Origin of the sequence: Arthrobacter sp. V1I7 (assembly GCF_030817015.1) — a bacterium.
In the GTDB taxonomy this organism is placed as follows: Bacteria; Actinomycetota; Actinomycetes; order Actinomycetales; family Micrococcaceae; genus Arthrobacter.
The window spans coordinates 626,066-639,865 of sequence record NZ_JAUSYS010000001.1 but is presented as its reverse complement, the minus strand read 5'-3'; the positions used below and the strand labels follow the sequence as shown (position 1 = coordinate 639,865).

The 13,800-nt window shown below is 67.0% G+C and carries 16 protein-coding genes; 10 read left to right on the top strand and 6 right to left on the bottom strand.

The features are described 5' to 3' along the window. Positions 1-27: 27 nt before the first annotated feature. From QFZ69_RS03055 to QFZ69_RS03035, 5 genes are all read left to right on the top strand, one after another. Complete coding sequence (locus tag QFZ69_RS03055) at positions 28-789, top strand: CPBP family intramembrane glutamic endopeptidase (RefSeq protein ID WP_306915553.1); 762 nt, start codon at positions 28-30, stop codon at positions 787-789. Between the two features lie 95 nt (positions 790-884). Next, complete coding sequence (locus QFZ69_RS03050) at positions 885-1,325, top strand: VOC family protein (RefSeq protein WP_306915552.1); 441 nt, start codon at positions 885-887, stop codon at positions 1,323-1,325. 21 nt (positions 1,326-1,346) lie between these two features. Beyond that, complete coding sequence (locus tag QFZ69_RS03045; RefSeq protein WP_306915551.1) at positions 1,347-2,300, top strand: 1,4-dihydroxy-2-naphthoyl-CoA synthase; 954 nt, start codon at positions 1,347-1,349, stop codon at positions 2,298-2,300. A 9-nt stretch (positions 2,301-2,309) separates the two neighbouring features. After that, positions 2,310-3,464 (top strand): AMP-binding protein, encoded by a 1,155-nt coding sequence (locus QFZ69_RS03040; RefSeq protein ID WP_306999895.1) that lies wholly within the window; start codon positions 2,310-2,312, stop codon positions 3,462-3,464. A gap of 48 nt (positions 3,465-3,512) precedes the next feature. After that, complete coding sequence (locus QFZ69_RS03035) at positions 3,513-4,394, top strand: 1,4-dihydroxy-2-naphthoate polyprenyltransferase (RefSeq protein WP_306919579.1); 882 nt, start codon at positions 3,513-3,515, stop codon at positions 4,392-4,394. 78 nt (positions 4,395-4,472) lie between these two features. Here QFZ69_RS03035 and QFZ69_RS03030 read toward each other — a convergent pair whose 3' ends face one another. Next, positions 4,473-4,781, bottom strand: a complete 309-nt coding sequence (locus tag QFZ69_RS03030; RefSeq protein ID WP_306915550.1) for a DUF4229 domain-containing protein — start codon at positions 4,779-4,781, stop codon at positions 4,473-4,475. A 132-nt stretch (positions 4,782-4,913) separates the two neighbouring features. Between QFZ69_RS03030 and QFZ69_RS03025 the strand changes: the two genes are divergently transcribed. The 3 genes from QFZ69_RS03025 (at position 4,914) to QFZ69_RS03015 (ending at position 6,501) form a co-directional block, all read left to right on the top strand. Beyond that, positions 4,914-5,342 carry a PLD nuclease N-terminal domain-containing protein gene (locus QFZ69_RS03025; RefSeq protein WP_306915549.1) on the top strand — a complete coding sequence of 143 codons (429 nt, stop codon included), beginning with the start codon at positions 4,914-4,916 and terminating at the stop codon, positions 5,340-5,342. A gap of 537 nt (positions 5,343-5,879) precedes the next feature. After that, on the top strand, positions 5,880-6,044 hold the full coding sequence (locus tag QFZ69_RS03020) for a hypothetical protein (protein WP_306999893.1): 165 nt from the start codon (positions 5,880-5,882) through the stop codon (positions 6,042-6,044). A 10-nt stretch (positions 6,045-6,054) separates the two neighbouring features. Then, complete coding sequence (locus QFZ69_RS03015) at positions 6,055-6,501, top strand: hypothetical protein (RefSeq protein WP_306915547.1); 447 nt, start codon at positions 6,055-6,057, stop codon at positions 6,499-6,501. Positions 6,502-6,699: 198 nt separating this feature from the next. Here the strand turns inward: QFZ69_RS03015 and ccsB are convergent, their stop codons facing one another. From ccsB to QFZ69_RS02990, 5 genes are all read right to left on the bottom strand, one after another. Then, the gene (ccsB, locus tag QFZ69_RS03010) at positions 6,700-7,827 is read right to left on the bottom strand and encodes a c-type cytochrome biogenesis protein CcsB (protein WP_306915546.1); all 1,128 of its coding nucleotides are present in this window, start codon (positions 7,825-7,827) and stop codon (positions 6,700-6,702) included. Continuing rightward, positions 7,827-9,560 carry a cytochrome c biogenesis protein ResB gene (locus QFZ69_RS03005; RefSeq protein WP_306919578.1) on the bottom strand — a complete coding sequence of 578 codons (1,734 nt, stop codon included), beginning with the start codon at positions 9,558-9,560 and terminating at the stop codon, positions 7,827-7,829. Before QFZ69_RS03005 ends, ccsB begins: the two co-directional genes overlap by 1 nt. Before the next feature lie 227 nt (positions 9,561-9,787). Beyond that, positions 9,788-10,543 (bottom strand): cytochrome c biogenesis CcdA family protein, encoded by a 756-nt coding sequence (locus tag QFZ69_RS03000; protein WP_306915545.1) that lies wholly within the window; start codon positions 10,541-10,543, stop codon positions 9,788-9,790. 12 nt (positions 10,544-10,555) lie between these two features. Next, positions 10,556-11,146: a TlpA disulfide reductase family protein gene (locus QFZ69_RS02995; protein ID WP_306919577.1), complete on the bottom strand. Its 591-nt coding sequence runs from the start codon at positions 11,144-11,146 to the stop codon at positions 10,556-10,558. A 53-nt stretch (positions 11,147-11,199) separates the two neighbouring features. Beyond that, the gene (locus QFZ69_RS02990; protein WP_306915544.1) at positions 11,200-11,868 is read right to left on the bottom strand and encodes a histidine phosphatase family protein; all 669 of its coding nucleotides are present in this window, start codon (positions 11,866-11,868) and stop codon (positions 11,200-11,202) included. A 209-nt stretch (positions 11,869-12,077) separates the two neighbouring features. Here QFZ69_RS02990 and QFZ69_RS02985 point away from each other — a divergent pair, with 209 nt between their 5' ends. Together QFZ69_RS02985 and QFZ69_RS02980 are read left to right on the top strand one after the other, a co-directional pair. After that, complete coding sequence (locus tag QFZ69_RS02985; RefSeq protein ID WP_306915543.1) at positions 12,078-12,626, top strand: YceI family protein; 549 nt, start codon at positions 12,078-12,080, stop codon at positions 12,624-12,626. Positions 12,627-12,869: 243 nt separating this feature from the next. Next, entirely contained in the window at positions 12,870-13,619 is a 750-nt protein-coding gene (locus tag QFZ69_RS02980; protein ID WP_306915542.1) for a hypothetical protein, read from the top strand. Positions 13,620-13,800 lie beyond the last annotated feature (181 nt).

Below are 13,800 nucleotides of genomic sequence, written 5' to 3'. Positions count from 1 at the left end.
ACCCTGCCGCGACGCTAGGCTGGTGGCATGGGCACAGCTCTCCGCACACCTCCCGCTCCCCGGCCGGAGCTTTACCGCTTCTCCCGGCTCGATCTCACCACCGCCGGGCTCTACGTTGCCGTGGCCGCATTCTTTACCGTGGCCAGCGGGTTGCTGGCGCCGCTGATGCTGCAGATTTCGCGCAACCCGGCCGTGGCGTCCTATGCGGTCAACCTGCTCTTTTACGGAACCATCGGCGTCCTGGCAGTGGCGGCGGCCCGGAAAATCGCCGTGCGCGACCTCCGCGTCCTGGCTACGAGACCGTGGTTTACGCTCCTCATGGTCCCGCTGGCTGTCGTGGTCATGATGATCCTCACCGCGATCCTCGTTGCCGTCAGCGGTCCCGTCCAGACCTCCGCGAACCAGGCAGGACTGCAGGCCCTCATGCAGCAGGTTCCGGCCTGGCTGATGGTCCCCCTGCTGGTGGTCGTCGGCCCCTTCGTGGAGGAGTACATCTTCCGCCACCTGCTGATCGGCAAGCTCAGCCGGCGGGTCAACATCTGGATCTGTTGCACCCTGTCTGTGGTGCTGTTTGCGGCCCTCCACATCGTCGGCCAGGAAGACCTGACCCTGCCGGTGCTGATGCCCTACCTCGCCATGGGCGCCGTGCTGGTGTTCGTCTATGTCTGGACCGGCAAGAACGTGATGTTCTCGTACTTCGTCCACGCCTCGAAGAACCTGCTGGCCGTCATCTTCATCTATGCCATCCCGCCCGAAGTCCTGGAGCAGCTGCAGCGCATCCAGGGCTAGCGCCGCAGCCACGGGGCCCGCCGTCGAGATGGCAGGTCGCAGCATCAGCCCCCGAGGGTCTTCCGGCGGAGGGCGCGGCGTCGTAGTTTCTTTCCATGACACTCAACATCCAGATCGCCGTCGACTGCAGGAACCCGCATGAGCTTGCCGACTGGTGGGCCGAAACCCTGGACTGGGCCGTGGAGCCGCAGGATGAGGCCTTCATCCGCTCCATGATCGACCAGGGCTTCGCCACGGCGGCGGACACCCTGCGGCACAAGGGCAAACTCGTGTGGGGCGCCGGCGCAGCCATCCGCCCGCCCGAAGAACTCGACGCCAAGCCGCCCAGCCGCCGCATTCTCTTCCAGACCGTCCCGGAAGAAAAAACCATCAAGAACCGGATTCATTGGGACGTGAACCTCGCGGGCGCAGACAAGGACGCCGCGCGCGCCGCGCTTGAAGTGCGCGGCGCCAGGTTCCTCTGGACCGCCAGCCAGGGACCGCACTCGTGGCACACAATGGCGGACCCGGAAGGCAACGAGTTCTGCATCAGCTGACGCGATTACTAGACTCGGACCGTGAGCAACGAAATCCCCGCCAAGGTATCCGACGTCTTTGACCCCACCCGGTGGCGCACCGTGTCCGGTTTCGACGACTTCCAGGACATGACGTACCACCGGCAGGTGGAGCGCTCCGAGGACGGCACCGTGGTCCGGGACCTGCCCACTGTCCGCGTCGCCTTCAACCGGCCCGAGGTCCGGAATGCGTTCCGCCCCGGCACGGTGGATGAGCTGTACCGCGCCATGGACCACGCCCGGATGACCCCCGACGTGGCCACGGTGCTGCTGACCGGCAACGGGCCCTCGGCCAAGGACGGCGGCCACTCGTTCTGCTCCGGCGGGGACCAGCGGATCCGCGGCCGCGACGGGTACCGCTACGCCGAGGGTGAGACCCCGGAGACCATTGATCCGGCGCGTGCCGGCCGGCTGCACATCCTTGAGGTCCAGCGGCTCATGCGCACCATGCCGAAGGTGGTCATCGCCGTCGTAAACGGCTGGGCGGCCGGCGGCGGGCACTCGCTACACGTCGTCTCCGACCTCACCATCGCCTCCCGCCAGCACGGCAAGTTCAAGCAGACGGATGCCACGGTAGGCAGTTTCGACGCCGGCTACGGCTCCGCGCTGCTGGCCCGCCAGATCGGCCAGAAAGCCGCCCGGGAGATCTTCTTCCTGGCCCGCGAGTACTCGGCCGAGGACATGGTCCGGATGGGCGCCGTCAACGAGGCGGTGGACCACTCCCGACTGGAGGAGGTGGCGCTGGAATACGCGGCCGACATCGCACGGCAGTCCCCGCAGGCTCTCCGGATGCTGAAGTTCGCCTTCAACCTCGCCGACGACGGCCTGGCGGGCCAGCAGGTCTTCGCCGGCGAGGCCACCCGGCTGGCCTACATGACGGACGAGGCGGTGGAGGGCAAGGAAGCCTTCCTCGAGAAGCGCGATCCCGACTGGTCCCAGTTCCCGTACTACTTCTAAGGCGCCCCTGTGACTTCCCCAGCTGGAAAAATTGAACCTGCCCTGGCGGCGCTGGCCGCTGCCCTCCGCGGCGAGGGTCCCGCCGTCGAACTGTCCGCAGGTCCGGACGGCACCCCTGTCGTTGCACGGGTCGAAACCCCGGGTTTCGAGGATGCCGCCGTCGTCGTGCGGACCTCCGGCTCCACCGGCACGCCCAAGGCGACGGTGCTGACTGTCGATGCGCTGGCGGCCTCCTCGATGGCGACCGCGCTGGCGCTCAAGGGCGAGGGCCAGTGGCTGCTGGCGTTGCCGGTGCAGTACGTGGCCGGCCTGCAGGTGCTGGTCCGCTCGCTCTTCGCCGGAACCCGGCCATGGGTCCTGGACCTCAGCGGCGGCTTCACCCCGGAGGCCTTCACCGCCGCCGCGCTCGAACTGACGGACAAGATCCGGTTCACCTCGCTCGTTCCCACCCAGCTGCAGCGGCTGCTGGACTCACCCTCGGCCGACACCCTCGCGGTGCTGCGCCGTTTCAACGCGGTGCTGGTCGGCGGCGCCCCGGCCGCCCCGGAGCTGCTCGCCTCGGCGCGCGAGGCCGGCGTCCGGGTCGTGACCACCTACGGCTCCGCCGAGACCTGCGGGGGGTGTGTTTACGACGGCGTCCCGCTGGACGGCGTCGAGGTCCGGCTGGCCGACGACGGACGCATCCTGCTCGGCGGCGCCACCGTGGCCGCCGGTTATGTGGACGCCCCGGAACTCACCGCGGAGGCGTTCGCGGAGGACGACGGGGTCCGCTGGTACCGCACCAGCGACCTTGGCGAACTGGCGAGTGATGGCAGCCTGGCGGTTTTGGGCCGGGCCGACGACGTCGTCATCACCGGCGGCGTGAAGGTGTCCGCCGCGCACGTGCAGGCGGAGCTGGAGAAGCTCGACGGCGTGCTGGCCGCCTTCGTGGCCGGCGTTCCCTCCGCCGAGTGGGGCCAGTCCCTTGCCGCCTATGTGGCACTGGCCGACAGCTCCCCGGAGAGTATTGCGGGCTTCACCGCGGGCGCTGCCTGGGCACCGCGGCTGGGTAACCTGGCTCCGAAAACCGTGCTGGCCGCCGGCGAACTTTTGATGCTGCCCAACGGGAAACCCGACCGGCTGGGCATGACGGTTCGGCTCACCGAGCTGCATCAGGGAAAATAGATGGGCCGGGCACTTCCGGCGTCGCCGAACCAACACGAGGTACTGAACGTGGCCACAGCCGCTCAATGGATCCAAGGCGCCCGTCTGCGCACCCTGCCCGCCGCGATCGCGCCCGTCCTGATCGGCACTGCCGCCGCGTTCGAGATGGGCGCCTTCCGCCCGCTCAACGCCGTGCTGGCCGCGCTCGTGGCCCTGCTGCTCCAGATCGGCGTGAACTACGCCAACGACTACTCGGACGGCATCCGTGGCACCGACGAGGACCGGGTAGGCCCGATGCGGCTGGTCGGCTCCGGCGCGGCCAAGCCCGAACAGGTCAAGTACGCGGCGTTCGCTGCGTTCGGTCTCGCCATGTTGTTCGGTCTCGCGCTGGTGGTCATGACGCAGACCTGGTGGCTGATCCTCGTGGGCCTCGGCTGCGTCCTCGCGGCCTGGGGCTACACGGGCGGCAGGAACCCCTACGGCTACCTCGGCCTGGGCGATGTGTTCGTGTTCGTCTTCTTCGGACTCGTGGCCACGCTCGGCACCACCTACACGCAGGCCGGCCAACTGAGCCTCGCGGCCATCATCGGTGCCATCGGCACGGGCCTGATTGCCTGCGCCCTGCTGATGGCCAACAACGTCCGCGACATCCCCACCGACCGGAAGGCCGGGAAGAAGACCCTGGCGGTGCGGCTCGGGGACAAGCATGCCCGGGAAAGCTACGTGCTGATGCTCGCCGTCGCCATCCTGCTGGTGATTGTGCTGGCGCCGGGACGGCCCTGGATGCTCATTGTGCTGCTGCTGATTCCGGCCAGCCTGATGCCATCCTGGCTGATGATCTCCGGCCGGCGGCGCAAGAGCCTGATCCCGGTGCTCAAGCAGACCGGGCTGATCAACCTCGGCTACGCGGTGCTGTTCTCGCTGGGACTGGTGCTGAGCCGCGGGTTCTGATCGCGGGTCTGGCCGCGGTCCCGGGATTCTTGGGGGGGTGGTCGCGTTCCGGGGTCCGCGCGCCCTGCAAGCCGGTTTCTAGGAATCCTTGGGACGGTTGTCCGGGTCAACGGTGATGTCCGGATGCGCGTCGACGAGGCGGTCCTCGGCGTCGGCGTCGGCGGCTTCACCGGCGGAACGCAGCGGCTTGGCCTTGCCCGAGAACCTCCTATGCAGCGTTGCGGCCGCCGCATCGCGTTGCTTCTGAAAGAAGAGGTAGCTGATGGCGAACGCCATCATGCCGGCGCAGAGGACGGCGAGCAGCCAGCCCAACTGCAGGTAAACGAACAGCGCGAACAATGGCACGAACAGTGCGAGCCGGATCAGGGAGTATTTCAGGAAAGCCACATTCCAAGTTTAGCCGCCGCCGGCCGGCCCACCCGGACGGGCTTCCCTTGGCCCCCTCGCGCTGCGGCGCTGCCTCGCGCAGCAGGAACACCGGGCGACGCCGGAGACTCACCCGGACGCTAGACTGATTACATGCTCCGTGTAGTGGTCACCGTCGCCGTTCTCGTCGTATTTGTCTACGGACTCGTCGACGTGATCCGCACTGACCCACGCCAGACCAAGGGCATTTCGAAGCCGGCCTGGATTGTGGTGCAGATCGTCCTTCCGGTGATCGGCGCCGTCCTGTGGTTCCTCATCGGGCGCCCCCGCGGCACCGGCCCCACCCCTGCGCGCTACAGCCACCCCGTCGCGCCTGACGACGACCCGGACTTCCTGCGCAACCTTGAACTCCGCCGCCGCAAACAGGCTGAAGCGGACCGGCTCAAGAAGCTCAAGGAAGAACTGGACGCCAAAGATCGCAAGCTCGGCGACGGCGGCCCTGCCGAGAGCCGCGACTCCGAATCAGGCGACGCTCACGGCTCCGGCGACGCCGGTACGCAGGGCACCGACGAGGTCAAGTAAGCCGTTCCTGGCTCTCCCTGCCTGCGTTCCCCACCGCCCACGGACTTCCCAGCGCCTCGGGTTTCTCGCCCGCTTGCCACATCCGGCCGCAATACGAGGCCTATAGCGGCCACTTTCGGCGAATCGCCGGAGTGGGCGGGCCGGTGGAGGTCCTGCGGTAGCTCGCAGGGTTCGACGTCGCCGGGTTCGACTCTGCCTCCGCCACGCTCCTCGCCCGTTTGCCACATCCGGCCGGACTGCGAGGCCTATAGCCGGCCACTTTCGGCGAATCGCCGGAGCCCGTCCGGGCCGCCACTGTGCCTCTCACGAGACTCACTCCTCCCCCACACCCTGCCCGCTTTGGGGATAACCGCTGAGGGCCCTCGATCCAACCGCACAATGCTCTTATGCGCAGCCCCAGCGAGCTTCCCCGGCACCTCGTAAGCGGACCATTCACCGTGGCCCAGGCTGGCGCTGCCGGGCTGAGTCGGCGTCGGACTCGCGCCGCGGACTGGTCATCCCGTGTCACGGCGTACGGGCCGCTGCTGCCGCCGGCGAGTGGCCTGCACTTCTCCGCTGCGGACGTGGTTCGATCTGACCGGCATCCTGAGCCTCGATGAAGCGGTGGTTGCCGGAGACTTCCTGCTGCGCCGGAGAAACCCGTTCATCACCATCGGGGAGCTGAATGCGTACCTCGATGGCAAGCGGGGACGCCCGGGCTAATCGGCGGGCTATGCGGGCCCGGGCCCTGGTCCGGGCTAATACCGACTCGCCCAAGGAGACGGAACTCCGGCTCCTCCTGCTCCGCCATGGACTGCCCGAACCAGGCATCAACATCCCGATCTTCAACCAGTACGGCGGCTGGATCCAGGATCCGGATCTTTCCTACGAGATCGAGAAAGTGGCGATCCAATACGACGGTGGCCACCATGCAACGCCGGCCCAGCGGCGCAGCGACATTTTCCGCGATGAGAGCGCCAGAGACGCCAGCTGGCGGGTCGTGGTCCTGACTCAATGGGATCTGACTCCGTTAGCGCCGGGGAAGGAGCCCAGTGCTGTGACGCGGGTCAGGGCGGCGCTGAGGGAGTCGGGTGGACTCCTCCCGCCTAAGCAAGGATCCGAAGCAACTCCCCCACGCCCCGCCGATGTGACGCAAATGGCCGCTAAGCAGAGCGCTTAGCGGCCATTCGTGGCAAATCACGGACCGGATGCAGCCCCCGGGCGACAAATCCGAAGCAACTCCCCTACCCCCCGCCCAAGTGACGCCAATGGCCGCTAAGCAGAGCGCTTAGCGGCCATTCGTGGCAAATCGCGGACCGGATGCAGCCCGAACGCCTGGCGGCCGCCCGGCCCGCGGGCACATCGCCCGCCTAGCCGTCTACAGCCCCGAGTAGGAGTGCAGGCCGTTGAAGAACTGGTTCACGATGGTGAAGTTGAAGACCACGCAGAGGTAGCCGACGATCGAGAGCCAGGCCGCGCGGGTTCCGGTCCAGCCGCGGGTGGCACGGGCGTGCAGGTAGCCGGCGTAGACCACCCAGATCACGAAGGTCCAGACTTCCTTGGTGTCCCAGCCCCAGAACCGTCCCCAGGCCTTCTCGGCCCAGATGGCCCCGAACATGAGCGTGAAGGTCCAGCCGACGAAGGCGATGGCGTTGATCCGGTAGGACAGGTTCTCGAGGCTGAGCGCAGACGGCACCAGGCGCATGAAGCCCAGCTTGTCCGCGCCGCCGGCAGCCACGGTCTTCTGCCGGTGGGCCTGGACCAGCTGCAGTGCGGACATCGCAAAGGTCAGGGTGAAGAGGGCAGACGAGATCACCGCGATGGAGACATGGATGATGAGCCAGTAGCTCTGCAAGGCGGGAACGAGGTGGCCCACGGGCGTCCAGTAGGCCACAGCGGCCGCGACGAGCATGATGACGGCCAGGCCGATCACGAAGGTGCCCAGGAAGCGGAGGTCGCGACGGATCAGGACCAGCAGGAAGATGGCCACGGCCACGAAGGCGCCAGTCGTGAGGAACTCGTACATGTTGCCCCACGGCACCCGCCCCGCACCGATCGCGCGGGTGATGACGCCGGCCGCATGGATCGCAGCGCCCAGAACGGTCAAGGCCACGGCAACCCGGGCCGGGACGCGGCGCTCGGCGTCGTAGCGCATGCCGGCGTCGGCGGTCCCGCCGATCCCGGCTTCCCTCTCGTTCGAGCTGCGAGAGACGGACGACGACGGGCGCTCGGCGCGGCCCACCGGTCCGGTCAGGTCGGACTCAGCGCGGTCAACAGCGCCGGAGGCCCCCACTCCGGCAGCAACCGGCACGCGGCCGGTCTCGCGGCCGGTCGCTGGGCCGGCGGCGCCCGAAAGTTCAGCAGCTTTGAGGTCCACTGCGCGCAGCACCTTGCTGCTCTTGGCCAGGTCCCAGGCGAACGCGATGAACGCCACCGTGTAGGTACCGGCCGCGAGGAGCATGAACAGCTCGCTGTACTGGCCCATGGTCTCGTTGATGGGGAGCATTACGAATCCTTCTTTGGCTCAGGCGAGCCGGCTGATGACGGGGTGAAGTCTGTTGCGGGATGGTCCTGGGAAGCCGGCTCACCGCTGGGACCGGGCACGTCCGCGTCCGCCCGGTCATTATCCGTCATTCCGCTGGGATCTGACTGCGAGTCTGTTGCGGAACCGGTCCCTGCGGCCGCAGAGGCTGCGTCGGGGGCGGCATTGCGGAGCTCCCATTCCTCCTCGAGCAGCGCCCGGATCCTGGCAGCTTCGCCGGCGAGCCGGTGGTCTTCCCCGCGGGCCAGGAGGCCGTATTCCACCATGGTGCGCCCGTCGTCGTGCGTTCCGGTCCGCACCCAGACGCGGCGGCGGTTCACGTACAGCGACGTGACCAGGCCGGCGACCGCCAGGAGCGCGAAGATCAGGGCGTAGAGCTGGCCAGGGTTGTGGTGGATGTCCACACCGATATAGCGCTTGACCCCGTCGAAGCTGATGGAGCCCTTGCCGTCGGGCAGCGTATAGCTGGTGCCGGGCGTCAGTGTGATGCCGCCGGCGTCGAGGTTCCGGGCGTTGAGCGGCGTGAGCTTGTTCACGTCGAGCTCGAAGACGTTTTGCGGGGCGCCGTCGTTCAGGCCGAGGTCACCGAAGTACGAGTTCAGGGAAAGCTGCGGGTTAATCAGTTCGGGATCGCCGCTGAAGGACACGCCTTCCTCGGTAACGAAGGCCGTGGGCAGGAAGAACCCCGCAAAGCCGAGCTGCTCCGGCTTGGCGTCGGGGACCTTGATGACCATGGAGGAGTAGTAGTTGTCGCCCTGCAGCTTGGCGACGACGGGGCCCTGCATGGCGACATTGCCGGATCCATCCCGAACAGTGACGATCGGGGCGTAGCCGTTGCCGGTGAGGTACATGCTGGTACCACCCAGGCTGAGGGGTTCGTTGACCTTCAGCACCTGCTCTTTCGAGGGCGCATCCGGGGACTCCTTCGTGGTCACATCGGCCTTGAAGTCGATGGGCTGCCCGAATTTGCCCTGCGATTCACGGTCGAAGGTGATCTGGAACTTTTCCAGCTGGACCGAGTAGGGCTGCAGCTGGCTGCTGTTGAAGTTGGTGCCGGGCGTGAACTGGTCATAGCCGACGAGGGTGTTCACGAACGTGTCGCCCTCCACCAGGATCCGCTGTCCGCTGTAGCCGAACAGGCCGCCGATCGCGACCGAGACGAGCACGCCGATCAGCGAGGTGTGGAAGACGAGGTTGCCGACCTCCCGCAGGAAGCCGCGCTCGGCACCAAGGGACGGGCAGGCGCCGTCGCTGTCCCGGACATCGACGCGGTAGCCGCGCTTCTTCAGCAGTCCGGCAGCTTCCGCGATGGCTTGCAACGCCGGAATCCCGGCGTCGCCGGGGATGACCAGCGTGCCGTACTCAGGCAGGCGGGACAGCCGTGCCGGGGTGCGCGGCGGCTGCGAGCGCATGGCCTTGTAGTGGGCGATGGCCCGGGGAACCACGCAGCCGATCAGGGAGATGAACAGCAGGATGTAGATGGCGGAAAACCACGCGGAGGAGTAGACGTCGTACAGCTGCAGCGTGTCCAGGAGCTTGCCGTAGTCCGGGTGGTCCTTGATGTACTGCGTGACGGTGGACGGGTTGGCGGGCCGCTGCGGGAACAGCGAGCCGGGCACCGCCGCGACAGCGAGCATCAGCAGGAGGAACAATGCCGTGCGCATGCTGGTCAGCTGGGTCCAGGCCCAGCGGAGCATGCCCAACGGTCCGAGCACGGGCAGGACAGCCTCCGCCTTGGCGGCAGCGATCGGCGTCCCGTCCGTGACGGGATTGCCGTCCGTGACGGGATTGCCGTCCGCGACGGGATTGCCGTCCGCGGCCGGTTTACCGGCGTCGGGCGTGGCGCCGGCGGCGTGTGCCGTACCGGCGTCGGGCGTGGCGGCGGGGGCCGGGGACTTCTTCTCTATGTTCACTCGCTCGCTCATCAGATCGGCAATTTCACATCGGTTTGGAACCAGTACTGCAACCCGGAAACCCAGGTTCCCCACACGCCGCTGGCCATCAGCAGGCCCAGCACAATCAGGATGCCGCCGCCGGTGCGCTGGATGGCGAGCCGGTGCTTGCGGAAGAAGGACATCACGCCGACGCCGCGGCGCACGGCCAGGGCGATCAGCAGGAAGGGTATGCCCAGGCCCAGGCTATACACGAAGGCCAGGAAGGCGCCCTTGGCCGCAGAGGATCCGCCGGAAAGGCTCAGGAGCTGCACCGCGGAATAGGTGGGCCCGATGCATGGCGCCCAGCCCAGTCCGAACGTGATGCCCAGCAGCGGTGCGCCCCAGAGCCCGGCCGGCGGCTTGGCCTGGATCTTCGCGTCGCGCTGGAACCAGCCGAAACCGCCCATGAACACCACGCCCATTATGATCACCAGGATGCCCAAAACCTGGGTGATCCACCTGTTCTCCGAGCCCGTGATGAGCGTCCCCAGCTGGCCGAACGCCCCGCCGAGCAACACGAAGATCACCGAGAAACCCAGGACAAAGAGCCCGATGCCGGCCAGCATGCGGCCGCGCTTTTGCTTCTGGAGGTCGACGCCGGTCAGCCCGGTGACGTAGCCCAGGTAGCCCGGGACGAGGGGCAGCACGCAGGGCGAGAGGAAGGAGACGAACCCGGCCAGCAGCGCCACCGGGATGGCCAGCAGGAGCGAACCGTTGAGGATGGCTTCGGCGAAGGGACTGTTCATAGTGGCAGACCGCTACTCCGCCACGGCAGCGGCGATAAGGGATTTGAGCGTCCCTTTCTGGATCTCGCCGAGGACTCGGGAAGCGACCCGGCCCTGCTTGTCCAGCACCAGGGTGGTGGGGACGGCCCCCGGCGGCACGAGGCCCGAGACGGTCAGGAGCACGGCACCGTCCTTGTCGTTGAAGCTCGGGTAAGTGAGGTTGAACGTCTTGTCGAACGCTTCCGCGGTGGCCTTCTCGTCGCGGAGGTTCACCCCATAGAACTGCACGCCCTGGCTCTTGAACTCCTGGTGCAGGGCCTCCAGCGAGGGCGCTTCCACCCGGCAAGGGGCGCAGGCCGCGAACCAGAAGTTGAGCACGGTGACCTTGCCCTGGAAATCGCCGGCATTGACCGTGGTGCCGTCGAACAGCGTGCCGTGGATGTCAGTCGGGCTCTTGCGGTCCGCCAGGGCGAACTCCGTCACCGACCCGTCGCCGGCCACATAGTTCTTGTTGTCGCCTGCCTTGGCCTGTTTGGCCAGCGCATCTTCCTGGGCACAGCCGGAGAGCCCCAGCACGACGGCGATCGCCGCGCCGCCCGCTGTCAGCACGCTGCGGCGGGTCATGGCGGCCCGGGTCCGCTGCCCGTCGGACCGGGGCGCGTCGCGTCCGGTCATGCTCAGGCTCCCGGGGTGCTGGACGCACCGGGCAGGAGGGTTGCGGCGGGCTCGCCGTATTCGACTCGCACAAGGCTGCCGACGTCGTCGAACACGAGAGACGTGACCGAGGTGAGGGTGCATTCCCGTTTCCGCGGGTCGTGCCAAAGGGGCTTGCCTTCGGCACTGAGCCGGGTGGCCCAGATGGGCAGCTGGTGGCTGACCAGGATTGCCTCGGCGTCGCCGCCGCCGCCGAGTGCAATGGCCCGCAGCCGCGCATCCTGAACGGCTGCAAGGACGCGGGCAGCCTGCAGCTTGTAGGGCTCCCCCCACGAGGGACGGAACGGGTTGCGCAGCATCGGCCAGTGCTTCGGCCTGAGGAGCTCTGCCTTGGAGACGTGAAGACCCTCGAAGTAGTTAACTGCCTCGATGATCCGGTCCTCGGTGGTGATTTCGAGGTTGAGCGCTTCGGCAATGGGCTGCGCCGTCTCCTGCGCGCGGGTCAGCGGAGAGGCAGCCAGGTGGACGATGTTCGCCCCGTGGGCTGCGCGGTCGTGGAAGTGCTCCGCAAGCATGAGCGCCATCTGCCGGCCGAGCTCGGAGAGGTGGAATTCCGGCAGCCTGCCGTACAGGACGGCATCTGGATTGTGGACCTCGCCGTGGCGGAGCAAATGAACAATGGCTTGGGGCATGTGTACCAGTTTCTCAAAGGGCAGGGTCAATGACGAAATCTTCTACAAGAAGTAGAACTGAAGAGTTTGAAGAAATGTTCCCTGCCGTTGGAATAAAAGATGCAAATGCATGTTTATACTGGGTGAAGCAGTTAGTTGAGACTTCAATGAATAGTTTCGACTGGCGATCAGACCGACCGCAGTACCCACCCGACTCAAGGAGAAACATCATGGCTCTTCCCGCCAACGTCACCACCGGCACCTGGTCCCTCGACAACTCGCACAGTGAGATTGCCTTCACTGTCCGCCACGCAGGCATCAGCAAGGTCCGCGGTCAGTTCAAGGATGCCGAAGCCACCCTCGAGCTCGCCGACAACGTCGCCGATTCCAAGGTCAACGCCACCATCAAGACGGCGAGCTTCGACTCCGGCGACGTCAACCGCGACGGCCACGTCCGCGGCGAAGACTTCTTCGACGTCGAGAAGTTCCCGGAAATCTCCTTCGTGTCCAACACCATCGTCCCCAAGGGCGACGTCTACGAACTCCAGGGAGACCTCACCATCAAGGGCGTTACCCGTCCGGTGGCCCTCGAGACCGAGTTCAACGGCGTTGCTGTTGATCCGTTCGGCAACACCCGCGCCGGCCTGTCCGCCGGAACCACGATCAGCCGCAAGGACTTCGGCCTGACCTGGAACGCCGTGCTCGAAGCCGGCGGCGTGCTCGTCAGCGACAAGGTTGCCGTCAACCTCGAACTGGCCTTCATCGCTCCCGCAGCATAGTCGTCCGCTGCAGCGGCACCCCGTTCCATCCCCGGGATGGAGCGGGGTGCTCTTGTTTAACCGCTTACCAGTGGCGTTCAACTGCCGGGCAGCCAGCGAGCCTCGGTATGACGCTGACCTGGCCCACGATTTCCCACCTGCTTGCCGCCGGCCTTGCCGACCAGCCAGGACCGGTTCCGACATGCTCTGGACCGGGCTGAAATTCCCTAGATAACGGGGGTGTCGCGGTCTACAGTGAGAGCCATGAGCAACCCTAACGAGGTACCGCCGCCGCAGCAGCCGGGTGCCCAGCCCCCACAGCCCGGCAACGTTCCGCCAACCGGCTCCGAACCGCCTCCCGCCGGTCCGCCGGCCGGTTCTCCGGACGGAGCTCCCGCCGGAGCGGGCTACCAGCCGCCGCAGCAGGGTCATTACGGGCCGCCGCAGGGCTTTGGCCAGCCACCACAACAGGGCTACGGCCAGGCTCCGGGCTTTCAGCCGCCAGGGCAGCCCGCGGCTCCGGGCGGCTTCCGCTTTGAGATGCCCGCCGACCGGCCCCGGAACGTCAGCGATGTCATGCCCCAAGGGGGCTTCTCCGGCATGTTCAGCGTCGCCAACATGCCAATCGAGCTGAAGGTCTCCTATTGGATCTGGCTCATCGGAGGTCTGCTCGGCCTGCTGGGAGGAGTTGTCGGCCTCTTCGGATCCTTCGTCCTTCTGGCCGTCGCTCCCGGCATCGGCATCATGGTGCTGCTGCTGGTGCTGGCGGCGCTTGCCTTGGCCGCGGCCCAAATCATCCTGGCCATGAAAATGAAGGAAGGCCGCGAATGGGCCCGGTTCGCCCTCACGATCCTGGCCGGGGTATCCCTGCTCCTGACCATCATCAGCGCCAGCGCCACGGACGGCCGGAGCGGCAGCAGTTGGCCGGGCTTCATCATCAGCCTCGCGGCCACCGTGCTGATGTGGCTGCCTAATTCCCAGGCCTGGTTCGCGTCACTGCGCGGCCGAGTCTGATCGCGGGGTGCGGCCGGAGTACCCGGAAGAGTCGCTGAAAAGCCGCTAAGGGGCGCCGCCGATGGTGGCCTGCCGCCGTCCGGGCTGAACCTCCGGATCATGGCTGAAAATACCTCTCGGGAATGATCCCTGCAGCGGTTGGCCCGCTGTACGGTTGAACTAAACCATGCTGGGGGCAGGG

Excerpts from the sequence above, each read along its gene's own strand:
- QFZ69_RS03055 (WP_306915553.1), top strand. The coding sequence starts at position 28 with ATGGGCACAGCTCTCCGCACACCTCCCGCTCCCCGGCCGGAGCTTTAC.
- QFZ69_RS03050 (WP_306915552.1), top strand. The coding sequence starts at position 885 with ATGACACTCAACATCCAGATCGCCGTCGACTGCAGGAACCCGCATGAG.
- QFZ69_RS03025 (WP_306915549.1), top strand. The coding sequence starts at position 4,914 with ATGCTCCGTGTAGTGGTCACCGTCGCCGTTCTCGTCGTATTTGTCTAC.
- QFZ69_RS03015 (WP_306915547.1), top strand. The coding sequence starts at position 6,055 with ATGCGGGCCCGGGCCCTGGTCCGGGCTAATACCGACTCGCCCAAGGAG.
- ccsB (WP_306915546.1), bottom strand. The coding sequence starts at position 7,827 with ATGCTCCCCATCAACGAGACCATGGGCCAGTACAGCGAGCTGTTCATG.
- QFZ69_RS03005 (WP_306919578.1), bottom strand. The coding sequence starts at position 9,560 with ATGCTCCGCTGGGCCTGGACCCAGCTGACCAGCATGCGCACGGCATTG.
- QFZ69_RS03000 (WP_306915545.1), bottom strand. The coding sequence starts at position 10,543 with ATGAACAGTCCCTTCGCCGAAGCCATCCTCAACGGTTCGCTCCTGCTG.
- QFZ69_RS02995 (WP_306919577.1), bottom strand. The coding sequence starts at position 11,146 with ATGACCCGCCGCAGCGTGCTGACAGCGGGCGGCGCGGCGATCGCCGTC.
- QFZ69_RS02990 (WP_306915544.1), bottom strand. The coding sequence starts at position 11,868 with ATGCCCCAAGCCATTGTTCATTTGCTCCGCCACGGCGAGGTCCACAAT.
- QFZ69_RS02985 (WP_306915543.1), top strand. The coding sequence starts at position 12,078 with ATGGCTCTTCCCGCCAACGTCACCACCGGCACCTGGTCCCTCGACAAC.
- QFZ69_RS02980 (WP_306915542.1), top strand. The coding sequence starts at position 12,870 with ATGAGCAACCCTAACGAGGTACCGCCGCCGCAGCAGCCGGGTGCCCAG.